20 protein-coding genes and 1 tRNA gene are annotated in these 22,347 nt (G+C 66.6%); 7 read left to right on the top strand and 14 right to left on the bottom strand.

Annotated features, from left to right (window positions below):
• Positions 1-42: 42 nt before the first annotated feature.
• A complete protein-coding gene (locus IP91_RS25030; RefSeq protein WP_145653168.1) occupies positions 43-1,710 on the bottom strand; it encodes an NYN domain-containing protein in 1,668 nt (555 codons plus the stop codon).
• Between the two features lie 122 nt (positions 1,711-1,832).
• Between IP91_RS25030 and IP91_RS25025 the strand changes: the two genes are divergently transcribed.
• The 4 genes from IP91_RS25025 to IP91_RS25010 all read left to right on the top strand — a co-directional run bounded on the left by IP91_RS25025 (position 1,833) and on the right by IP91_RS25010 (position 6,669).
• Positions 1,833-2,330, top strand: a complete 498-nt coding sequence (locus IP91_RS25025) for a nuclear transport factor 2 family protein (RefSeq protein ID WP_145653166.1) — start codon at positions 1,833-1,835, stop codon at positions 2,328-2,330.
• 198 nt (positions 2,331-2,528) lie between these two features.
• Positions 2,529-4,841 (top strand): TonB-dependent receptor, encoded by a 2,313-nt coding sequence (locus IP91_RS25020; RefSeq protein WP_158643205.1) that lies wholly within the window; start codon positions 2,529-2,531, stop codon positions 4,839-4,841.
• A 54-nt stretch (positions 4,842-4,895) separates the two neighbouring features.
• Positions 4,896-5,870 (top strand): fatty acid desaturase, encoded by a 975-nt coding sequence (locus tag IP91_RS25015; RefSeq protein WP_145653161.1) that lies wholly within the window; start codon positions 4,896-4,898, stop codon positions 5,868-5,870.
• Between the two features lie 4 nt (positions 5,871-5,874).
• Entirely contained in the window at positions 5,875-6,669 is a 795-nt protein-coding gene (locus tag IP91_RS25010) for a phosphate/phosphite/phosphonate ABC transporter substrate-binding protein (protein ID WP_145653159.1), read from the top strand.
• A gap of 135 nt (positions 6,670-6,804) precedes the next feature.
• On the opposite strand, the gene ychF is transcribed toward IP91_RS25010, so the two are convergent.
• From ychF to IP91_RS24960, 10 genes are all read right to left on the bottom strand, one after another.
• Positions 6,805-7,896 (bottom strand): redox-regulated ATPase YchF, encoded by a 1,092-nt coding sequence (gene ychF, locus IP91_RS25005; RefSeq protein WP_145653157.1) that lies wholly within the window; start codon positions 7,894-7,896, stop codon positions 6,805-6,807.
• Positions 7,897-8,024: 128 nt separating this feature from the next.
• Positions 8,025-8,597: an aminoacyl-tRNA hydrolase gene (pth, locus tag IP91_RS25000; protein WP_145653155.1), complete on the bottom strand. Its 573-nt coding sequence runs from the start codon at positions 8,595-8,597 to the stop codon at positions 8,025-8,027.
• 34 nt (positions 8,598-8,631) lie between these two features.
• Complete coding sequence (locus tag IP91_RS24995) at positions 8,632-9,075, bottom strand: YeeE/YedE family protein (protein WP_145653154.1); 444 nt, start codon at positions 9,073-9,075, stop codon at positions 8,632-8,634.
• Position 9,076: 1 nt separating this feature from the next.
• Positions 9,077-9,505: a YeeE/YedE family protein gene (locus tag IP91_RS24990; RefSeq protein ID WP_145653152.1), complete on the bottom strand. Its 429-nt coding sequence runs from the start codon at positions 9,503-9,505 to the stop codon at positions 9,077-9,079.
• Positions 9,506-9,592: 87 nt separating this feature from the next.
• A complete protein-coding gene (locus IP91_RS24985) occupies positions 9,593-10,195 on the bottom strand; it encodes a 50S ribosomal protein L25/general stress protein Ctc (RefSeq protein WP_145653150.1) in 603 nt (200 codons plus the stop codon).
• Between the two features lie 160 nt (positions 10,196-10,355).
• Positions 10,356-11,306, bottom strand: coding sequence for a ribose-phosphate pyrophosphokinase (locus IP91_RS24980; protein WP_145653148.1), 951 nt, complete (start codon positions 11,304-11,306; stop codon positions 10,356-10,358).
• 149 nt (positions 11,307-11,455) lie between these two features.
• Positions 11,456-11,532: transfer RNA gene (locus IP91_RS24975), tRNA-Gln, on the bottom strand.
• An 86-nt stretch (positions 11,533-11,618) separates the two neighbouring features.
• Positions 11,619-12,533 carry a 4-(cytidine 5'-diphospho)-2-C-methyl-D-erythritol kinase gene (ispE, locus tag IP91_RS24970; RefSeq protein WP_145653147.1) on the bottom strand — a complete coding sequence of 305 codons (915 nt, stop codon included), beginning with the start codon at positions 12,531-12,533 and terminating at the stop codon, positions 11,619-11,621.
• A 2-nt stretch (positions 12,534-12,535) separates the two neighbouring features.
• A complete protein-coding gene (locus tag IP91_RS24965; protein ID WP_145653145.1) occupies positions 12,536-13,153 on the bottom strand; it encodes an outer membrane lipoprotein LolB in 618 nt (205 codons plus the stop codon).
• A gap of 95 nt (positions 13,154-13,248) precedes the next feature.
• Positions 13,249-15,048 carry a tetratricopeptide repeat protein gene (locus IP91_RS24960; RefSeq protein WP_145653143.1) on the bottom strand — a complete coding sequence of 600 codons (1,800 nt, stop codon included), beginning with the start codon at positions 15,046-15,048 and terminating at the stop codon, positions 13,249-13,251.
• 114 nt (positions 15,049-15,162) lie between these two features.
• Between IP91_RS24960 and mutM the strand changes: the two genes are divergently transcribed.
• Genes mutM through mutY form a run of 3 tightly spaced genes read left to right on the top strand, consistent with a single transcriptional unit; the run spans position 15,163 to position 19,075 of the window.
• Positions 15,163-16,008: a bifunctional DNA-formamidopyrimidine glycosylase/DNA-(apurinic or apyrimidinic site) lyase gene (gene mutM, locus IP91_RS24955; RefSeq protein WP_145653141.1), complete on the top strand. Its 846-nt coding sequence runs from the start codon at positions 15,163-15,165 to the stop codon at positions 16,006-16,008.
• Positions 16,009-16,020: 12 nt separating this feature from the next.
• On the top strand, positions 16,021-17,940 hold the full coding sequence (locus IP91_RS24950; RefSeq protein ID WP_145653139.1) for a dynamin family protein: 1,920 nt from the start codon (positions 16,021-16,023) through the stop codon (positions 17,938-17,940).
• Complete coding sequence (gene mutY, locus IP91_RS24945) at positions 17,906-19,075, top strand: A/G-specific adenine glycosylase (protein ID WP_145653137.1); 1,170 nt, start codon at positions 17,906-17,908, stop codon at positions 19,073-19,075. Before IP91_RS24950 ends, mutY begins: the two co-directional genes overlap by 35 nt.
• 143 nt (positions 19,076-19,218) lie before the next feature.
• On the opposite strand, the gene IP91_RS24940 is transcribed toward mutY, so the two are convergent.
• From IP91_RS24940 to aroKB, 3 genes are all read right to left on the bottom strand, one after another.
• Positions 19,219-19,503 carry a hypothetical protein gene (locus IP91_RS24940; protein WP_145653135.1) on the bottom strand — a complete coding sequence of 95 codons (285 nt, stop codon included), beginning with the start codon at positions 19,501-19,503 and terminating at the stop codon, positions 19,219-19,221.
• 80 nt (positions 19,504-19,583) lie between these two features.
• Positions 19,584-20,714 carry a deoxyguanosinetriphosphate triphosphohydrolase gene (locus IP91_RS24935; protein WP_145653133.1) on the bottom strand — a complete coding sequence of 377 codons (1,131 nt, stop codon included), beginning with the start codon at positions 20,712-20,714 and terminating at the stop codon, positions 19,584-19,586.
• A 3-nt stretch (positions 20,715-20,717) separates the two neighbouring features.
• Entirely contained in the window at positions 20,718-22,337 is a 1,620-nt protein-coding gene (gene aroKB, locus IP91_RS24930; protein WP_371860650.1) for a bifunctional shikimate kinase/3-dehydroquinate synthase AroKB, read from the bottom strand.
• Positions 22,338-22,347: the final 10 nt, after the last annotated feature.

The following is a 22,347-nucleotide window of genomic DNA, read 5'->3' as shown; positions in this document are numbered from 1 at the left end:
GCAGTCGATCGGCCGGCCCGTCACGTGGCTACAACGGGGGTATCAGCCTTCGCTGTCGCCTTGCGGCTTGGCTTTCGGCTTGCGTGGCAGGCTGCTGCGCGATGGCGTCCTGGCCCGCGCCTTCTTCGCCGGTACGGCAGGGGCTTCCGGCTCGGCTCCGGTGGCGGCCTCGGTTACGACCTCCGTTGCGGCCTCCGGGGCTTCTGCCACCGGCTGCGTTGCCAGCACGGCATCGACCGCCTCGGCGGCATCGGCGGCCGCCTTCGCCACCTTGCTGGTGCGCGCCGGCTTCTTGGCAGCGGCCGTCTTGCGGGCGCCGGTGCGGCTGCGCTTCGCGGGTGCAGCGTCCGCCGGTTCGGCTTCCTCTGCCGGCTCGGCTGCTTCGGCCACTGGCGCCTCGGCTGCCGGCTCGTCGTCCTGCGGCAGGGCAGCCAGCTGTTCGGCGATCGTCGGCTGCGCTGCCGCCGCGCGGGCACGGCGCGTTTCGCGCACTTCGCGGGCCATCTCTTCCAGCGCCTGCTCGGCGGACGCCAGCTCGGCGGCGTAGTCGGCCGCGGCCGATTCCAGCGCCACCGCCACTTCGTCGTCTTCCAGGTCGGCGGTGGCCGGGGTGGCGTCGTCCAGCTCGCGTTCGTTCTGCGGGCGGACGTTCGGCTCGTCATCCTCCTCGCGGTCGTTCGACTGCCCGGAGACCTCTTCCGCCACTTCCTGCGGCGCGGCGTTCTCCACCGCTTCCGGTCCGTTGCGGCGATTGCGGCCGCCACGATTGCCACGGCCGCGACGGCCCTTCTCGGCACCATCCTGCGACGGTGCATGTGCGGGAGCGGCTGCCACCGGCTCGACAGCCGTCACGTCGCTGTCGGACTGTTCGGCGGCGGCGGCCTGCGCGGCCGCGCTGCTGCTGCGGTACACATAGGCGCCCGACTTCTCGTCACGGCCGAATTCCAGCAGGCCGCGCGCCTTCATTTCCTCGAGCAGGTTGCCGAACGTGCGGAAGCCGTAGTAGGCCTCGTTGAAGTCCGGCTTGCGGCGCTTGATCGCCTCCTTCAGCACGGAGGCCCAGATCTTGCCGCTGTCGCCGCGCTCGGTGATCAGCGCATCGAAGGTCTCGAAGGCGATGTCGACGGCTTCGGTGCGGCGCTTGTCGCCCTCCTCGCGCTTCTTCTTTTCCTCTTCCGGCGAACGCTTCGGCGCCTGCTGCTGGTCGCGCACGTCGCGGCGCTGGCGGCGGCTTTCGCGCACCAGGTCGTCATAGAAGATGAATTCGTCGCAGTTCGCCACGAGCAGGTCTGACGTGGAATCCTTGACGCCCACGCCGATCACCTTCTTGTTGTTCTCGCGCAGCTTGGACACCAGCGGCGAGAAGTCGGAGTCGCCGGAGATGATGACGAAGGTGTTGACGTGCGCCTTCGTGTAGCAGAGGTCGAGCGCATCGACGACCATGCGGATGTCGGCCGAGTTCTTGCCGGAGATGCGCACGTGCGGAATCTCGATCAGCTCGAAGTTCGCCTCGTGCATGGAACCCTTGAACGCCTTGTAGCGGTCCCAGTCGCAGTAGGCCTTCTTGACCACGATGCTCCCCTTGAGCAGCAGGCGTTCCAGCACGGGCTTGATGTCGAATTTTTCGTAGTTCGCGTCGCGCACACCGAGCGCCACGTTCTCGAAATCACAGAACAGCGCCATGCTGACATTATCGTTGGAAGAAGCCATGAGTCTCTTGGGTTGAAGTGAAGGCGCCGATTATACAGGCAGCATCGGGCCGCACCGCACTGCATGGCTGTTCGCGCAACGGCCGGGTTATCCTTGCCGCTCGCCCCCACCGGAGAAAACCCATGAAGTCACTGGCTGTCCTCGTTACCCTGTTCACGCTGCTGCTTGGCGGCGCCACCCACGCGCAGCCGAGCGGCGCCGATACTGCCGCGCTCACCCGGCAGGTGAATGCCTTCCTGGACGGCTGGCACGACGATGCCGCACACACGCGGCCGGCCTACTTCGACAAGATCGCGCCGCAGGGCGTGTACATCGGCACGGACCGCAGCGAGGTATGGACGCGCGACCAGTTCAAGGCATGGGCGAAACCATACTTCGACAGCGGCAAGGCCTGGGCCTTCAAGGCACGCCAGCGCAACGTCTACTTCGCGCCGGACCGCCGCTATGCGTGGTTCGACGAGCAGCTCGATACGCAGATGGGCATCTGCCAGGCGAGCGGCGTGCTGCGCATTACCGGCCAGGGCTTCCTGATCGAGCACTACCAGCTGTCGCTGGCCGTGCCCAATGCGCTGATGGACGGTTTTGCGAAGGCAATCCGGGAGTCGGAAGGCAAGCAGTAACTGTCGTCACCCAGGCCATGCAAAACCTCGCGCAGATTCCGCATAAGGAAAGTACCGAATCTTCGTATTCAGCATAAGGCCGCCCCTCTATACTTCGTCCATGACAGGCGCCATCCGGCAGCCGCCTCGCGTACCATGCGCCGGCGGCGATCTCGCCTCCCTGCAAGACGCGCACCGATAACAATCCAAGGAAAACTGATGAACAAGCATCCCCTGGCGCTTCGCACGCTGGCGGCGCTGGTTGCCGGCGCGTTCGCGGCGCCACTGGCGATGGCCGCCGACCCTGTCCCGCAATCCGCCCCGCAAGCTGCCGCGCAAACCACCGACACATCCGAACAGATCGAACGCGTGGAAGTCACCGCCACCCGCACCGGCGCCGTCGACGTGCAGAAGGTGCCGGCCGCGATCACCGTCATCAAGCCGGAAAGCCTCAGCAAGTACGGCCTGGGCAACCTGAACGACATCGCCGACCTGGTGCCCGCGATGACGGTGCAGCAGCAGGCCACGGGTGTCAACAACATCACGATGCGCGGCCTGGTGGTGCGCGGCATCGTGCCGTCGGAGGTGCAGGATGCGTCGCTGGTGGCGGTGTACATCGACGAGATGCCCGTCACGCTCAAATCCGCCAACCCGGACCTGAAGGTGCTGGACCTGGAACGCGTGGAGGTGCTGCAGGGCCCGCAGGGCACGCTGTTCGGCGCCGGCTCGATGGCCGGCACGGTACGCCAGATCACGCAGAAGCCCGAATTCAACGACCTGTTCGGCACCGTGGAGGCGGTGGGCTCGCGCACCTCCGGCTTCGGCGGCGACAACCACAACCTGCGCGGCAGCGTGAACGTGCCGATCAAGGACGACACGCTGGCGTTGCGCCTGACCGGCTACACGGGCAAGGACTCGGGCTTCATCCGCAACCAGCTCACGGGCCGCACCACCAATGGCGTGTCGACCAACCAGGGCCGCGCCGCGCTGCGCCTGCAGGCCACGCCGGACCTGCTGATCGACGCCAGCGCGACCGCCTCGAACATCAAGGGCGGCATCAACGATGCCTACGCCGGCCTGGCGCCCTACACCACCATCGCGCTGCTGCCGGAAGTGGGCAACGACAAGCTGCAGCTGTATAACGTGACCGTCAACTACGAGCTGGGCACGGCGAAGCTGATCTCGTCCACGTCCTACCTGCACCGCGACACGCTGTATGTCACCTCCGCCCAGTATCCGGCCACCGCCTTCATCTTCGGCGGCCAGGATCCGCTGATGCAGTCGGCCTACACGATCGGCAACAAGGTCACCGATTTCGCCCAGGAGTTCCGCCTGCAGTCGAAGGCCAGTGGCCCGCTGAAGTGGACGGCCGGCGCCTTCTTCGAGAAGGGTTCGCGCGACACGCTGCAGGACCAGCCGACGACGGGCTTCGATGCGCGCTACGCGGCCACCCGCAACTTCCCAGGCTATGACTCGCAGGTCAACGAGCTGGCGTCCACGCCGGACAACTACTTCTCCGGCCGCCAGTACGTGGATTCGCGCCAGGTGGCCGTGTTTGCCGAAGCCACCTACACGCTGTGGGACAAGCTGGACCTGACGGCCGGCCTGCGCCTGTTCCGCGGCACGCAGGACTTCGACCTGAAGTTCTCCGGCCTGTTCGGCAACCTGGCCAACGCCACTCCGGCATCGCCCACCGGCGTGCCCGCGCTGGCGAGCAGCAGCGCCAGCGCGCACGGCAGCAATCCCCGTTTCGCCGCGGCCTACCGCATCGACGACGACCACACGATCTACGCATCGGCCGGCAAGGGCTTCCGCTACGGCGGCAACAACCAGCCGGTGCCGTTCAACTTCTGCGGCATCAATGCCCCGGCCACCTTTGCGCCGGACAGCCTGTGGAACTATGAAATCGGCTCGAAGAACGTGCTGTTCAACCGCCGCGTGACGTTCAACGCCAGCGCCTACCGCATCGACTGGGACGACGTGCAGGTGTTCAACCGCCTGCCCTGCACCTACTACTTCACGCAGAACGCCGGCAAGATCCGCAGCGAAGGCCTGGAGATCGAAAGCGCGTTCAAGATCACGCGCCATGCATCGATCGGCATCAACGCGTCGCTGAACCACGCCACCGCCACCGACCGCGTGGAGACGGGCATCGCCGCCCAGAACATCCCGGCCGGCGCGCGCGTGCCGTATGCGCCGAAGTTCGCCGCCAGCGCCACCGCCAGCTACAGCATTCCGCTGCCGAACAACGATGAAATCGGCCTGTCGGCCAGCTATGCGCACCGCGGCGAGGCGTACACCAACTTCGCCAGGGAACAGGGCAGCTATGCCGAGATTCCGTCGTCGAACACGGTCAATGCCACGCTGACCTACCGCACGGGCGGCTACGAAGTGGGCCTGTTCGGCACCAACCTGACGAACGGCGCGAAGGTGAGCGACATCACGCCGAACACCATCGCCATCCAGCCGGGCGACACGCTGTACATGGTGCGTCCCCGTACCGTGGGCCTGCGCGTGAAGGCGCGTTTCTGACATGCCGCACGCGCCCTTTCGCCACGTGCGACGCGCTTGTCCCGCGGATGCCGGATGAGCGACGCACGCCTGTCGAAGGGGCGCTCGGAATACCTGGATGACGCGCAGCGCCACCAGGTGGCGGCCGAACGTGCCCGGCCCGTGTGGCGTGCCGAATGGCCGACCTGGCTGCTGATCGCGGCGATCTATGGCGGCTGGGTTGCCACGCTGGTCTACTGGGATGAACTGGGCACGCCGGCCGCCACGCTGCTGATGATCTGGTGGTGTGCCTGGTACATGTCGCTGCAGCACGAGCTGATCCACGGCCACCCCACCCGCTGGCCGGCGGTCAACCGGCTGTTCGGCTGGGCGCCGCTGGCGGTCTGGTATCCCTACCGCCTGTACCGCGACAGCCACCTGAAGCACCACAACGATTTTCACCTGACGATGCCGGCGCTGGACACGGAAAGCTATTACGTGTCGCCGGCAGCGTGGGCGGGCATGAGCGGGCCGCTGCGCCAGCTCTACTGGTTCAACAATACCTTTATCGGCCGCATGCTGGTGGGCCCGGCCATCTCGATCGCCACCGTGCTGGTGGAGGCCGTGCGCCAGCCGCTGCGTGGCGACTGGCGCAACGTGCCCATGTGGCTCGGCCACTTCGGCATGCTGGCGGTGCTGCTGTGGTGGGTCGAACGCAGCTTCGGCATCCCGCCACTGTGGTACCTGCTGGCGATCTCGTATCCGGCGCAATCGCTGACGATGATCCGTTCGTATTGCGAGCACCGCCCGGCCACCGAGCACAAGCAGCGCATCGTGCTGAACGAGGCCGGCCCCGTGCTGCGCCTGCTGTTCCTGAACAATAACCTGCACCTGGTGCACCACGACCTGCCTTCGCTGCCGTGGTACCTGCTGCCCCGCATCTACCGCGCACGCCGCGCCGACTACAACGCGCGCAGCGGCGGCTTCCACATGCACGGCTACGGCCACCTGCTGCGCAGGCACGCGTTCCGCCCGGTCGATGCGCCCGTGCACCCGCACATGCCGGAGTGACGCGATGACCTGGCTTGCTGCGCTGCCGATGTACAACGTCTCGTCCCGCCTGCGGCTGGCGTACGAGACGTTCCTGGCGGCGCTGCTGGTCCAGGCGGATGTGGGCGAGCCTGTCGACATCGTGCGCGATGCGGCGCTGCCGGACATCTGGCGCGAACCCGACCTGCTGTTGTCGCAGACCTGCGGCTATCCCTACATCACCGCGCTGCGTTCGCATGTGACGCTGCTCGCCACGCCCTGCTTCGACGTGTCCGGCTGCGCGGGTAGCGATTATTCAAGCGTGATCGTGGCGCGCACCGGCAGCGGCATCGCCACCTTGGCCGATGCGCGCGGCCGCGCCGCCGCCGTCAACGATGTCCACTCGAACAGCGGCATGAACGCGCTGCGCCACGCCGTCGCACCGCTGGCCCGCGATGGCCGCTTCTTCGCTGACGTGACATGGTCCGGCAGCCATGCGGCCAGCCTGCGCCTGGTGCGCGAGGGTGCCGCGGACATCGCAGCCATCGACTGCGTGACGTTCGCGTACTTGCAGGAGGAAGATCCCGCCAGCGTCGAAGATGTCGTTACGCTCGGCTTTACTGCGGCCTCGCCCGGCCTGCCGCTGGTCGCCAGCAAGGCCGTGCCGGAAGCCGTCGTGCAGTGCCTGCGCGCGGCGCTGCTGGCGCCTGGCCCGGCATTGTGCGAGGCATTGGCGCCTTTGCGCATTAGGGGTTTCGTGCACCGCGATGACGCGGACTATGCACGGATCGGGCGGATGGAACAGGAAGCGGCAGCGCTGGGATACCCGGCGCTGCGCTAGCGTGGCGACACCATTCGACAACAATCCCGCGAGTGGCTGTGACGGGCATTGCATTTCCCGGACGCGAAAAAGCCCCGGTCCAGCGAAGACCGGGGCTTTTGCACGAGGGCGGGATCCAGCGGATCCCGAAATCGATCAGACGTTGAACAGGAAGTTCAGCACATCGCCATCCTTGACGACATATTCCTTGCCCTCGGCGCGCATCTTGCCCGCTTCCTTCGCGCCCGCTTCGCCCTTGTAGGTGATGAAGTCGTCGAAGGCGATCGTCTGGGCGCGGATGAAACCCCGTTCGAAGTCGGTGTGGATCACGCCGGCCGCCTGCGGGCCCGTGTCGCCGATGTGGATGGTCCAGGCGCGCACTTCCTTCACGCCGGCCGTGAAGTAGGTCTGCAGGCCCAGCAGCTTGAAGGCGGCGCGGATCAGGCGGTCCAGGCCCGGCTCGTCCATGCCCATGTCGGCCAGGAATTCCGTCTTGTCGGCGTCGTCCAGGTCGGCGATTTCCGCTTCGATGGCGGCGCAGATGGCCACGATCGGCGCATTCTGCTCGGCCGCGTAGGCGGTCAGCTGGTCCAGCAGCGGGTTGTTGGTGAAGCCCGTGTCGGACACGTTGGCCACGTACATCGCCGGCTTCGCCGTGATCAGGCACAGGGGCTTGATCAGTTCCATTTCGTCCGACGAGAGGCCCAGTGCACGCACCGGCTTGGCGTCGTTCAGCGCCGGCAGCACGCGCTCCAGCACGGCCACCAGCTTGACGGCATCCTTGTCGCCGGAACGGGCCTTCTTGTTCTCGCGGTGGATGGCTTTCTCGACGGTGCCCATGTCGGCCAGCGCCAGCTCGGTCTGGATCACGGCGATGTCGTCCAGCGGGCTGACCTTGCCGGCCACGTGGATCACGTTGTCGTCTTCGAAGCAGCGCACCACGTTGACGATCGCATCCGTTTCGCGGATGTGGGCCAGGAACTGGTTGCCCAGGCCCTCACCCTGCGAGGCGCCGGCCACCAGGCCCGCGATGTCGACGAACTCGACGATCGCATTGACGATACGCTCCGGCTTGACGATCTCGGACAGCTGCTTCAGGCGCGGATCCGGCACCTCGACGACGCCGACGTTCGGTTCGATCGTGCAGAACGGGTAGTTCTCGGCCGGGATGCCGGCCTTGGTCAGCGCGTTGAACAGGGTGGATTTGCCGACGTTCGGCAGGCCGACGATGCCGCATTTGAGACTCATGGAATTCCTTGTTGAATGATTACGCCCGCCGGAGAAGGTCCCTGCCCGTTGCGGAAAATGTCTGCCATTATAGCGCGCCGGGGCCCGTGCCGGTCCGTCCGGCGGGTCCCGCGGCAAGCCGGACGGGCTTAATTCGTGTGCAGTTGCATCGTTGCGTCAGCCATCTTGCCGGCCACCGCGAGGGGGATGATCTTGAGGCTTTTCTCGATGGCCTCGTCGATCAGCAGCTGCTCCTCGCGGCGCGCGCGGTGCAGCACGAAGTCGGCCACGTTCTGCGCCAGGTTCAGCGTGCGCGGGTGGCCGATGCCGATGCGCAGGCGCCAGTAGTCCTGCGTGCCCAGCGCCGCCGTGATGTCCTTCAGGCCGTTATGGCCGCCGGACGAACCGCCCTTCTTCAGCTTGGCCACGCCGGGCGGCAGGTCCAGCTCGTCGTGCACGACCAGGATCTCGTCCGGATTGATCTTGAAGAAGCGCGCCAGGCCGCCGACCGACTGCCCGGAGCGGTTCATGTAGGTCTGCGGTTCCAGCAGCCACACTTCGCTGCCGCCGATCGACGTCTTCGCGGCCAGCGCGTTGAAGCGGGTTTCGCGCTGCAGGCGGCCGCCGGCGAGGTTGTCCACCAGCCAGAAGCCGGCGTTGTGGCGGGTTTGCTCGTACTCGGCCCCGGGGTTGCCGAGGCCGACGATCAGGCGGATGGTCATGGGGCGCTGTACAGTCTGCATGTAAAGACGCGGATTATCCCGGACTTTCACGCGAAACAAAAGCGCGCCGCCACCATTCCACCAGTTCGAAGACACTCATGCCCGCCACCATCGCGGCGACGAAGATCCATGGCCCGGCACCGCCGATCGTCAGCGACGCCAGCACGGGGCCGGGACAGTAGCCGGAGATGCCCCAGCCGATGCCGAAGGCGAGACTGCCGAATACCAGCGGCGGATCCATGCGGCGCGCCGGCGGCAGGCGGATGGGCGCGCCCGTCCACGTCCGTTCGTGGCGCGCGGCCCATCGAAAGGCGGGCGTGGCCACCCCGATCGCGCCCGCCATCACCAGCAGCAGCGACGGATCCCAGGCGCCGGCCACGTCGAGGAACGCCGCCACCTTCGCCGGGTTCGTCATGCCGGACAGGATCAGGCCGATGCCGAACAGCAGGCCGGCCAGCAGTGCAATGCAGTGGTTCATGTCAGCCTCCATGCCGGATGAGGAAGACGGTGGCGACGCCGGCCGCGACGAACAGCGCGGTGGCCGTCATGGACCTGGGCGACGCGCGGGCGATGCCGCACACGCCGTGGCCGCTGGTGCAGCCGCTGCCGACACGGGTGCCGACGCCGACCAGCAGCCCCGCCGCGACGAGCAGCACGCCATCGGCCACCGGGAGCGCGGCCGGCAGCGGCGTGAACAGCCGCCACAGGGGCGCGGCCAGCAGCAGGCCGCCAAGGAAGGCGAGCCGCCAGATGCGCTCGCCCGGTGCGGCGCGCAGCAGGCCGCCCAGGATGCCGCTGACGCCGGCAATGCGGCCGTCGCACAGGAGCAGCAGCGCCGCGCCCAGCCCGATGAGGAGGCCGCCCGCCAGTGCAGCGAGCGGCGTGAAGTGTATCCAGTCGATGGCCATGGCAATCTCCCGACAAGGTCCATCGACGATTCTACGCGCGAAAAAAAACCCGCCGAAGCGGGTTTTTTCATCACGGCGAAGGGAAGATTACTTCTTCTCTTCGGTCGTTGCGGCGGCTTCGGCAGCCACCTGGCCGGCCGGGATCGATGCGGTAGCGATCGTCAGATCGGAACCGTGGGTCACGATCGTCACGCCTTCCGGCAGCGTCAGGGCCGATGCGTGCAGCGAGGTGCCAACATCCATGTTCGTCAGGTCGACGGTGATGAATTCCGGCAGCTGGCCTGGCAGGCAGGAGATCTCGATTTCGTTCAGCACGTGGCTGATCGTTGCGCCGTGCAGCTTGACGGCTGGCGACACGTCGGCGTTTTCGAAGTGCAGTGCCACCTTGACGTGCACTGGCTGGTTCGCGTCGACGCGCTGGAAGTCAGCGTGCAGCACCAGTTGCTTGTATGCGTGCACCTGGAAGTCGCGCAGCAGGACTTTCTGTACCTTGCCGTCGAGTTCCAGATCCAGCACGGAGCCGTGGAACGCTTCTTTTTTCAGCGCGTGGTACAGCGCGTTGTGGTCCAGGGAGATCGTCACCGGGGCTTCGGCGCCACCGTAGATGATGCCAGGGGTCTGGCCGGAAATACGCAGGCGGCGGCTCGCACCCGTGCCCTGCAGTTCGCGTTTGAATGCAACAACTTTCATTTGATACTCCAAAAGAGCTGGGATTCGCATCCCATGTTAAGAGGCTTCCCGCGACCAGGAATCCTCGGAAACCGGCGGCGCTGTGCTGCCCCCGGAAAAAACTTTGGCGGCGCGCCAGAAATCCGGTCGCGCCGCCTGTGATTCGGTACGTCGTGGCTGCTTAGTCCACGAACAGGGAGATCACGGAATCGCCCTTGATGATGCGCTTGAACGTCTCGGCCAGCAGCGGTGCACAGGTCAGCTGACGGATCTTGCCGCAGGCCTTGCCGGCTTCGGACAGCGGGATCGTGTCCGTCACCACCAGTTCGTCCAGCGACGAATTGGTGATGCGGTCGATGGCCGGGCCGGACAGCACGGGGTGCGTGCAATACGCGATGACTTTCTTGGCGCCCCGTTCCTTCAGCACTTCGGCGGCTTTCACCAGCGTGCCGGCGGTATCGACCATGTCGTCCATGATCACGCAGTTGCGGCCTTCCACGTCGCCGATGATGTTCATCACTTCGGAGACATTGGCTTTCGGACGGCGCTTGTCGATGATCGCCAGGTCGCAGCCGAGGCGCTTGGCCAGCGCGCGGGCGCGGACCACGCCGCCCACGTCCGGCGAGACCACCAGCAGGTCCTGGTGATCCTTCTTCTGCAGGTCGCCCAGCAGGATCGGCGAAGCGTAGATATTGTCGACCGGGATATCGAAGAAGCCCTGGATCTGGTCGGCGTGCAGGTCCATGATCAGGACGCGCTCGACACCGGCGCTTTCCAGCATGTTGGCGACGACCTTGGCGGAGATGGCCACGCGGGCGGAACGCGGACGGCGATCCTGGCGGGCATAACCGAAATACGGGATGGCGGCGGTGATCCGGCCAGCGGAGGCGCGTTTCAGCGCATCGACCATCAGGATCAGTTCCATCAGGCTGTCGTTGGTGGGCGCGCAGGTCGATTGCAGTACGAAGACGTCCTTGCCGCGGACGTTCTCGTTGATCTCGACCATTACTTCGCCGTCGGAGAACTTCGAAACGACCGCTTTGCCGAGAGGGATGCCGAGATTTTTCGCGACCCCTTCTGCCAACGCCGGATTAGCGTTGCCGGTAAAAACCATCAGGTTTTCGTAAGCCATGGGAGTCCCAGGAAGGTAAGCTCTGAAATACCACCGGCATGAAGCCAGTGTGTGAATAAAACGCCGGAATAAAAAAGCCCCGGCTCGGCAGGGGCATTTTTTGTTTTTCTCGGCTGGATGCCTGCGCATCGACAGACCGAGGAAATTGGTGGCAGGGGAACAAGGATTCGAACCTTGGTATGCCGGAATCAAAATCCGGTGCCTTAACCAGCTTGGCGATTCCCCTACACTTGACTGACTGCGTTCCGTCAGATGGCGAGCATTATACTAGCAAACCAACGTTACGCCAAATCTTTTTACGCTTCGCAACTTTCAGAGTGGAATAACCACACCCAGCGGATGCTCTTGCAGGGCTTTCGCTTTCCACCCCTTCCAGGTAGAAGGTACTGTAGCACTCAATGCCTGGGCATTGAAGGATTCGAGTACCGCGTCGGCTTGTTCTTCGCTATGGAACGCGCAGAACACGCATGCACCGGAGCCAGTCATCCTGGCATCGCCGTAAGCCCCCAGCCATTCGACCGCCTGTGCTACCGGCGGGAACAGGCGGGTGGCCACCTGTTGCAAATCGTTCTTTCCAAACTGCCGCAGCGTACTGCCCTGCTCGGCATAGTGCCCGGAAAAGTCCGCCATTATGACGGCGGGCGTGTTCCTTGTCAAATGGTCCGATGTAAAAATGCTGGCCGTGGGCACCTGCACGCCCGGTTCGATGACGACATACCAGGCGTCCGGCACGGCGACCGGCTGCAGCGCCTCGCCCACGCCTTCCGCGAACGCCGTTGCGCCGAAAATGAAGAACGGGATGTCGGCGCCCAGCGGCAGGCCCAGTGCCATCAGCTCGTCTTTCGACAGGCCCGCCTTCCACAAGGCGTTCAGCGCCATCAGCGTGGTGGCGGCATCGGACGAGCCGCCACCGAGACCGCCGCCCATCGGCAGGAGCTTGTGGATGGCGATGTCGACGCCCGGCGGCAGCGCGCCCGTGCGGCGCAGCACTTCCTGCTGCAGCAGGCGCGCGGCCCGGATGATCAGGTCGCCCTCCTCCGGCACGCCCGGCACCGCCGTCACGCGGCGGATGGCGTCGTCCTCGCGCAAAGTGAAATCGAGCGTGTCGGCGCGGTCGATCAGCTGGAACGCCGTCTGCAGCAGGTGGTAGCCATCGGCGCGGCGGCCCGTCACGTGCAGGAACAGGTTCAGCTTGGCCGGCGCGGGGCAGTTCTTCAGAGTGTCCATGATTACTTCGCGGCGGAATCGTCGATGACGATGCGGATCGCGATGTCCTCGATGTCGCCGCCGGCACCGCGGCGCGCATCGATGCGGCGCGGCTTCGGCGTGGCACCGTCCTGCCACGACACGAATTCCAGCTGCCAGCCATCGCGCGTGGTGAGCGTGTTCCGCGCCGGGCTGGCGGCCACGCGCTGGCCGTTTTCCGCCACCGCATAGCCCTGCAGCCAGTCGCGCAGGCCGGACACCGGCAGCGGCCAGCCCAGCACCTGGGTGGACAGCGCATCCACGTCCGGCGCCGTGCGGGGCGGATTGTTCCCTTCCTTCAGCACGGCCTGGCCTGGCGTGACGGCGATCGTGGCGATCGCCTGGCCGAGGGGCGACGACAGCGTGACATCGGTGCGGGTGGCATCCTGGCGCCAGGCGAACTTGCCGGAGATGGATTCCTGCTTGCCGGCGCGGACATAGTTGACGGACAGGCGGCCTTCCAGCTGCAGGCTGTCGGCATAGGCTGCCACGGGTGCAGAGGAAGGCGGGGTGGACGGGACGGTAGCGCAGCCGGCCAGCAGCACGGCGGCAAGGAAGGGTACGTGGAATACCGGTAAGCGGAATGCGCGGGCCTTGATCATGCGGTCCTTGTTGTGAGTGGTATGAAGCGGGTCCTGGAAACAGGGTCCGTCCCTGTCAAAAAAATTTCCTGAAAAATGGGGTCTGTCCCCATTTTCTACAGGCTGGTGTTCAGGCGCGCCAGCGTGTCGCGCAGCGCGTCGTTCTTCGGGTCCTTGGTGCGGGCTTCGCGCCACAGCTTCTGGGCTTCGTCGCGCCGGCCCTGCTGCCACAGCACTTCGCCCAGGTGCACGGCGATCTCCGCATCGCTGCGCAGCGCGTAGGCCTGGCGCAGGATGGTTTCCGCTTCCTTCAGTTTGCCCTGCCGGAACTGCACCCAGCCCATCGAATCCATGATGTACGGATCGCCCGGCGCCATCTGCAGCGCCTTGCCGATCAGCGCCTGCGCTTCGTCGAGACGCACGCCGCGGTCGGCCAGCGAGTAGCCCAGCGCGTTGTAGGCGTGGTGGTTTTCCGGCACGGCCGCCATCACCTTGCGCAGCGCGGTTTCCATCTCGTCCGGCTTGCCCTGCTTTTCCGCGGCCAGCGCGAAGTCGTACAGCAGGTCCGGGCTTTCCGGGAAGCGCTGCACGGCATCGGCCAGCAGCTGGTAGGCTTCTTCGCCGCGGCCGGCGTCGCGCAGCAGCTGCCCCTCGGTCTGCGCCACCTCCGCCTGTTCGGCCGGATCGACGGCCGCGATCTCGCGCAGCATCGTGCGGGCCCGCTCCAGGTCGCCCTTCTTCGCCGTCAGGTAGGCGCGCTTCAGGCGCGAGGTCAGGTACAGGCGCTCGTCGTCGCTGCTCACCTTGTCCAGCCAGGCCAGCGCGCCATCGAAGTCGCCCCGCTCCTCGGCGATCTGGGCCAGCAGCACCAGCCCTTTCGACGGATCGCGCTCTCCCTCCGTGCTGGCCTCCAGCACCTCGACGAAGCGGCGGAAATGGGCTTCGGCCGCAGCGGGATCGCCGGCCTGCAGGGACATGATGCCCAGCGCGTACAGCGTGCCAGGATTGTCCGGCTGGTCCTTCAGCATCGCCTGGAACTGGGCGCGCGCCTGGTCGTAGCGCTTCTGCTCCACCAGCAGGCGGGCATAGGCGGCGCGCACTTCGCGGGCCTGCGGGTTCGCTTTCAGGAAGCTGGCGAACAGCTGGCCGGCCGCATCCGCGTCGCCCATCACCTGCGCCATCGTCAGCGCGGCCAGTTCGGAAGTTGGCTTGAGTTCCAGCGCGCGTTTCGCCTCGCGCATCGCGCGCTCGCGGTCCTCGGCGGCATACGCGCCCTGCGCCAGCACCAGGTGGCTTTCCATCATGTCCGCATAGGGTTTCAGCACGCGGTCCATCAGGGCCAGCGCGGCCGTCTTGTCCTTGGCGCGCAGCAGGTACTGCTGCATCTGGAACATCACCAGGCCACGGGCCGGCACCGGCGCCGCCCCCAGGCGCTGCACGAAGATGGCTTCCGATTCGGTCAGGTCGTCGCCCAGCACGGCGAAGCCGAGGAAGTACTGCACCGCTTCGTCCGACTCGGGGGCCAGCTCGCGCCACAGGCGGATGGCGGCCAGGGCCTCGTTGCCCTGCTTGGCGGCCAGCGCCATTTCGGCGGAACGGCGCGCCAGGCGGGGATCGCGGGTCTGCTGCGCCAGCACCATCATCGACACGTAGGCGCTCTGCCACTGGCCGCTCTTGAAGTCCAGCTCGGCCTTGGTCAGCTTGTAGAACAGGTCGCTCGTCAGTTCCACCGCCGGCAGCTTGTCTTCCTTAGGCAGGGCGGCGGCGATCGAATCGGCGCCCGCCTTGCCCTCTCCCGCACCGGACGCCATCCCGTCGCCCTGCCCGGCCGGTGACTGGTGGTGTGGCGCGACAGCGCACGCGGACAGCAGGGCCGTCAGGGTTACAATGGCGAGTGCGTTTTTCAAGGGATGCATCCGAGTGGTGAAACCCCGATTCTACGCCCAACCCATCGCCTGCGCAGGTTTGCAGGTGTAACGAAGTATGGTTTCACGGCATCGCCGGTGCCCCCGTTTATCCCGATTCGTCCTATGCCAGAACTACCGGAAGTCGAAGTTACCCGGCGCGGTGTCGCGCCCCATCTGGAAGGCCGCGCGGTGCGCGAGGTGGTGCTGCGCCGCGCCGGCCTGCGCTGGCCGTTCCCCGCGCTGCTGCCGGACATCCTGGCCGGCCGCACGGTGGTCACCACGGGCCGGCGCGGCAAGTACCTGCTGGTGGAGTTCGAGCACGGCACGCTAATCATCCACCTGGGCATGAGCGGCCACCTGCGCGTGCTGCCGCCCGATACGCCGGTGCAGAAGCACGATCACTTCGACCTGGTGGTCGATGGGCCGCAGGGGCAGCCGAATGGACGACAGATCCTGCGGATGACGGACCCGCGCCGCTTCGGCGCCGTGCTGTGGCACCCGAAGGAGGAAGGCGAACTGGATGCGCACCTGCTGCTGCGCGGGCTGGGTGTGGAGCCGCTGGGGCCGGAATTCACGGGCGAGCTGCTGTTCAGGAAGACGCGCGGGCGCTCCGTCGCCGTGAAACAGGCCCTGCTGGCGGGCGACATCGTCGTCGGCGTGGGCAATATCTACTGTTCGGAAAGCCTGTTCCGCGCCGGGATCAATCCGAAGACGCCGGCCGGCCGCGTCAGCCGCGCGCGCTACGACAAGCTGGCGCAGGCGATCCGCGACGTGCTGGCCGAAGCCATCGTCCAGGGCGGCAGCACGCTGCGCGACTTCATCGCCGTCAACGGCCAGTCGGGCTACTTCCAGAATTCGTATTTCGTGTACAACCGCGGCGGCCTGCCGTGCCGCGTGTGCGGCGCGCCGGTCCGGCAGATCAAGCAGGGACAGCGGTCCACCTTCTACTGTGTGAATTGCCAGAAATAAGGCGCAGCCGATATGGTCAGGGATCTCGAACAGTACAGCACGTGGCGCCAGGGCGTGGCGGCGGCCCTGCGCAACTACCGCGGCGGTGTCGATGCGGCCGGCCTGCTGGACGCGGCCACGGCGCAGCGCATCGACCGCACGCTGGCCCGGCTGGCGGACGACAAGCTGTCGGTGGCCTTCGTGGCCGAGTTCTCGCGCGGGAAGTCGGAACTGATCAACGCGATCTTCTTTGCCGGCTATGGCCAGCGCATCCTGCCCTCCGCCGCAGGCCGCACCACGATGTGCCCGACGGAGCTGCTGTACGATCCCGCCCGGCCCCCGTCGATCCGCCTGCTGCCGATCGAGACGCGCGCCGCCAACCTCTCCACCAGCGACTACCGTGACGACCCGCGCGCCTGGACCGTGCTGCCGCTGGACGTGACCTCGGCCGGCGCGATGCACGACGTGTTCCGCCAGGTGAGCGAAACGCGGCAGGCCACGGTCGACGAGGCGCGCCGCTACGGCCTGTATGACCCGGAGGACCCGGACCTGGCCGGTACCGTCACGGCGGACGGCATGGTGGAGATCTCGCGCTGGCGCCACGCCATCATCAATTTCCCCCATCCGCTGCTGGAGCAGGGCCTCGTGATCCTCGATACGCCGGGCCTGAACGCGATCGGCACGGAGCCGGAGCTGACGCTGAACCTGATCCCGCATGCACATGCGGTGCTGTTCATCCTGGCCGCCGACACGGGCGTGACGAAAAGCGATATCGAGGTGTGGCGCGAGCACATCGGCGCCGGGGCCGGCCGCATGGTGGTGCTGAACAAGATCGACGGCATGTGGGATGCGTTGCGCCCGGCCGCCGAAGTCGATGCCGAGATCGCGCGCCAGCAGGTGCACGCGGCGCAGCTGCTGGGCGTGGCCGAGCGGCAGGTGTTCCCCGTCTCGGCGCACAAGGCGCTGCTGGCGAAGATCACGCACGACGCGGACCTGCTGGAGCGCAGCCGCATCGGCGCACTGGAACGGGCGCTGTTCGGCGAGCTGATTCCCGCAAAGATGGACATCGTGCGCAAGCGGTTGTCCGAGGACCTGCAGGCGCTGGACGGCGCACAGCAGGCCATGCTGGCGGCCCGCCTGCGCGGCATCGTCGAGCAGCTGCACGAGCTGAAAAGCCTGCGCGGCAAGAACCGCAATGTGATCGCCCACATGGCGCGCCGCGTCGAAGGCGAGAAAAAGGAATTCGATGCGAGCCTGTTCCGCCTGCAGGCGACGCGTGCCGTGTTCACGCGCCTGTCCACGGAGCTGTACGGCACCCTGGGCATGGACGTGCTGCGCGACCACGTGCTGCAGGTACGGGGCGCGATGGCGCGCAGCCACTTCTCCAGCGGCCTGCGCGACGCGGTGCGCGTGTTCTTCGCCAGCGTGCAGGCCGAGCTGGAGGAATCGGACCGCAAGATCGCCGAGATCCACGGCATGATGGATGCGATGTACCGCCGCTTCTCGGCCGAACACGGCCTGGCCATCACGCTGCCGCCCACCTTCGCGCTGGCCAAGTACCGCGCCGAGATCGCCGGCGTGGAAGCCATCTACCAGAAGCAGTTCGGCACGGCCACCCTGCTCACCACCAGCCGCGTGGTACTGATGGAGCGCTTCTTCGACACCATCGCCTCGCAGGTCAAGCGCTGCTTCAAGGCGGCCAACGCGGAAACGGAAGGCTGGCTGAAGGTCGTCATGGCGCCGCTGGAAAGCCAGATCCGGCAGTACCGCGAGCAGCTCAAGCACCGCCAGACCTCGATCGCGCGCATCCACGAAGCCACCGACACGCTGGAACAGAAGATCGACGCGTTCGAGGCCTCGGGGGCGGCGCTGGAACAACAGAAACAACGGCTGTCCGCGCTGGCGGACGCCATCGGCCATGCGATCCACACGGACTTCGCGGCCGCAGCCTAGAAAGAACACCTTGCAGCACACCGAGTTGACGACCTACGCAGACCCCACCTTTTCCGCGGCGCTGATCGCCTGGCAGAAGCAGCACGGCCGGCACACGCTGCCTTGGCAGAACACCCGCGACGCCTACCGCGTCTGGCTTTCCGAGATCATGCTGCAGCAGACGCAGGTGGCCGCGGTGCTGGCCTACTACGCGCGCTTCCTGGAGCGCTTCCCCACCGTGGCCGACCTGGCCGCGGCGCCGGTGGAAGACGTGATGGCGCAGTGGAGCGGCCTCGGTTACTACACGCGCGCCCGCAACCTGCACAAGTGCGCACAGCGCGTGGTGGCCGAATACGGCGGCGTGTTCCCGGCCGACCCGGCACTGCTGGCCGACCTGCCCGGCATCGGCCGCTCGACGGCGGCGGCCATCACCGCCTTCTCCTACGGCACGCGCGCCGCGATCATGGACGGCAACGTGAAGCGCGTGTTTGCCCGCGTGTTCGGCATCGATACCTTCCCCGGCGAGCGCCGCACCGAGGAAGCGATGTGGCGGCGTGCCGAAGCGCTGCTGCCGGAGGCGGACATCGAGTCGTACACGCAGGGCCTGATGGACCTGGGCGCCACGCTGTGCACGCGCAGCAGCCCGGACTGCCCGCGCTGCCCGATGCAGTCGCGCTGCGTGGCATATGCGACGGGCCGCGTCGCCGAACTGCCGGTCCGCAAGCCGAAGAAGGCCACGCCGGAAAAGCACGCGACGATGCTGCTGGTGGTGCACGAAGGCCAGGTGCTGCTGGAGCAGCGGCCCGGTGCAGGCATCTGGGGCGGCCTGCTGTCGCTGCCGGAAGTGGCCGGCCATGTGGCTGCGGACGATGGCGCATATCCGCAGGTGGACGAGGAAGGCGTGGGACGCGCGCTGCTGCCGTTCGGCGTGGCGGAGTCGCGCGAGCGGCTCAATGTGGTGGTTCACGGCTTTACCCATTACCGGCTGCAGATCGTGCCGCTTCTCGTCAGGCTGGCGCAGCGCGCACCGCTGGCGGCGGACGGGCGCTACGTCTGGCTGGAGGTGGGCAAGATCGGCGAGGCGGCGCTGCCGGCGCCGGTGAAGAAACTGCTGGTGGAATTGCTGGGGACGGCTGCGCAGGGCAGGATGTTCTGAAAGGCAGGAAGGTTCCGCCTGCCTGAACTCATCTGCCTGAACTCATCTGCGTGAACTCATCTGCATGAACTGATCTGCGTGAACTGATCTGCATGCGCGAACTGCATGCGCCGAACTGCATGCGCTGGACGACATCAGCTGAACTACATGAACTTGCCGGCCGTGAAGGCCACGGCGGCCAGCGCGACGAAGGTGCCGAAGATCCAGCGTACCAGGCGGTTTTCCATTTCGTTGACGTGGCTGGCGATGCCGGACAGGCGGTCCTGCACTTTCGATTCGAACCGCACCACATCCTCGCGCGTGGCGTAGTTCGAACGGATCACCGCCACATCGCGCTCGACGGCGGCCAGCCGGCGTTCGTTGCCGTTCGGCTGGCCGTGGTGATGGGAAACTTCGGACTGTTCTTCCATGGTGCATTCCTCGCTCATGATCGCTCCTCCTTGCCTTCATCAGCCTTGTCCAAGCGGCGGCAAAGGTCAAGCGAATCACTGGCCGGGCTTGCGCGCACTCACAGTTCTTCGAGGGAAAACAGGCGGCTGTGTACCTGGATCGCATAGCGGTCCGTCATGCCGGCGATGTAGTCGGCAATGCGGCGTGCCTGCTTCGTTCCATCGCCGTCCGGATCGCGGTAATCCGGCGGCAGCAGCTGCGGGTCGGCCGTGAACGCGTCGTACAGCTCGCGCAGCATGCGGCTGGCCTTCAGGCGCATGCGGTTGACCTTGTAGTGGCGGTACAGGTTCTCGCGCAGGAAGCGCTTCAGTTCCGTCGCATCCTTGCGCAGCGGGTCCGAGAACCGGATCAGCGGCGGCGCGGCGCGCACGTCGTCGATGCTCTGCGGGTTGGCATCGAGGATGCGCGCCTGCGACGTGACGATCAGGTCGTCCGCCAGCGCCGTGATCAGGCGGCGCAGCGTTTCGTAGATGGCGCGGCGGCCCGTCAGGCCGGGAAAGGTGGCCTGCACGTCGCGCCACAGGCGGCCGAAGAAATCCACCTGCTCCAGTTGCGCGATGGTGATCAGGCCGGAGCGCAGGCCGTCGTCGATGTCGTGGCTGTTGTAGGCGATTTCATCGGCCAGGTTGGTCAGCTGCGCTTCCAGCGACGGCTGCGTCCTGTCGAGGAAGCGCTGCGCCACGTCGCCCAGCAGCCGGGCATTGGTGACGGAGCAGTGCTTCAGGATGCCTTCGCGCGTTTCGAACATCAGGTTCAGGCCATCGAAAGACCCGTACTGCTCCTCAAGGTGGTCGACCACGCGCAGGCTCTGCAGGTTGTGCTCGAAGCCGCCGTGGTCCGCCATGCATTCGTTCAGCACATCCTGGCCCACATGGCCGAACGGCGTGTGGCCCAGGTCGTGGGCCAGCGCGATCGCTTCCACCAGGTCCTCGTTCAAACGCAGGTTGCGCGCCAGCGAACGGCCCACCTGCGCCACTTCCAGGCTGTGCGTCAGCCGGGTGCGGAACAGGTCGCCCTCGTGGTTCAGGAACACCTGGGTCTTGTATTCGAGCCGGCGGAACGCCGTGCTGTGGATGATGCGGTCGCGGTCGCGCTGGAACTGGCTGCGCGATGCGTGCGGCGTCTCGGCGACGCGGCGGCCACGCCCCGCGTCGGAATGGGCCGCATAGGGCGCGAGCGTTTCTTCCATGGCTTACTCCGTGCAGGCGGCCAGCGTGGCCAGCAGCGCCTCGTGCGGCGCCGTCGTCACGACCGCCGTGCCGAGCGGCTTGACGAGGATGAACTTGATGGCGCCGCCTTCGTTCTTCTTGTCCACCTCCATCAGCTCGAGCCAGCGGTCGGTGCCCAGGTCCGGCGCCTTGACGGGCAGCCCGGCCGCCGCGACGACATTGCGGATGCGCTCCAGCGTGGACGCATCGATGTAGCCGAGGCGGTGCGACAGGTCGGCCGCCATCACCATGCCGCAGCCCACTGCCTCGCCGTGCAGCCAGGCGCCGTAGCCCATGCCCGCCTCGATGGCGTGGCCGAACGTGTGGCCGAAATTCAGGATGGCGCGCAGGCCGCCTTCGCGCTCGTCCTGGCGCACCACATCGGCCTTGATCTCGCAGGAACGGGCGATCGCGTAGGCCAGCGCCACCTTGTCGCGCGCGACCAGCTTGCCGATGTTCGCTTCGGTCCATGCGAAGAACGCTTCGTCGATGATGGGTCCGTACTTGATCACCTCGGCGATGCCGGCCGCCAGTTCGCGCTGCGGCAGCGTCTGCAGGGTGGACGTATCGGCCAGCACCACCTTCGGCTGGTAGAACGCGCCGATCATGTTCTTGCCCAGCGGGTGGTTGATGCCCGTCTTGCCGCCGACGGACGAGTCGACCTGCGACAGCAGGGTGGTGGGCACCTGGATGAAGTCCACGCCGCGCATGTACGATGCGGCCGCGTAGCCCGTCAGGTCGCCGATCACGCCGCCGCCCAGCGCCACCAGCGTGGTCTTGCGGTCGCACTTGTTGGCCAGCAGCGCATCGAAGATCTGCATCAGGCTGGACCAGTTCTTGAACTCCTCGCCGTCTTCCAGCACGACGGTGATGACTTCCTTGCCGGCGGCGACCAGCGGCGCCTGCACGCGTTCCAGGTACAGCGGCGCGACCGTGGTATTGGTGACGATCGCCACCTTGCGGCCGCCCACGTGGCGCGCCAGCAGCGCCGGATCGTCCAGCACGGCCGGGCCGATCGAGATCGGATAGCTGCGCTCGCCCAGCTCCACGTTCAGCAGGATATTGGTTTGTTCGTTCATCGAGGGTTCCGCATGGGTGGTACAGTTCGGCGCCGCCTGGCAGGCCAGCGCGTCCAGCTGGTTGATGATGATCTGGACCATCGATTGTACGTTAGGACGCCCCGTATCGACGACGAGATGCGCCATCTCCAGGTACAGCGGTTCGCGCTCGCCCAGCAGCGCTTCGAGCTTGCCGCGCGGGTCGGCCGTCTGCAGCAGCGGGCGGTTCTTGTCGTGGCTGGTGCGGGACAGGATGGCCGGCACGCTGGCACGCAGGTAGACGACCGTGCCCCGTTCGCGCAGCAGCGCGCGCGACTCCGGATTCAGAATCGCGCCGCCGCCGGTGGCCAGGATGATGCCCTGCTGGCCGCACAGGTCGCGGATCACTTCCGCTTCACGGCGGCGAAAGCTCGGCTCGCCCTCGATCTCGAAGATCCACGGGATGGTGGCGCCGGTGCGCGCCTCGATCTCGTGGTCGGAATCCACGAAACGCAGGCCCAGCTTGCGCGCCAGCAGGCGGCCGATCGTCGTCTTGCCGGCGCCCATCAGTCCTACC

This window comes from Pseudoduganella lurida (assembly GCF_007830455.1).
Taxonomy (GTDB): domain Bacteria; phylum Pseudomonadota; class Gammaproteobacteria; order Burkholderiales; family Burkholderiaceae_D; genus Rugamonas; species Rugamonas lurida.
Note: the sequence above shows the minus strand (reverse complement) of the source record. Positions and strands in the feature narration are given on the sequence as shown.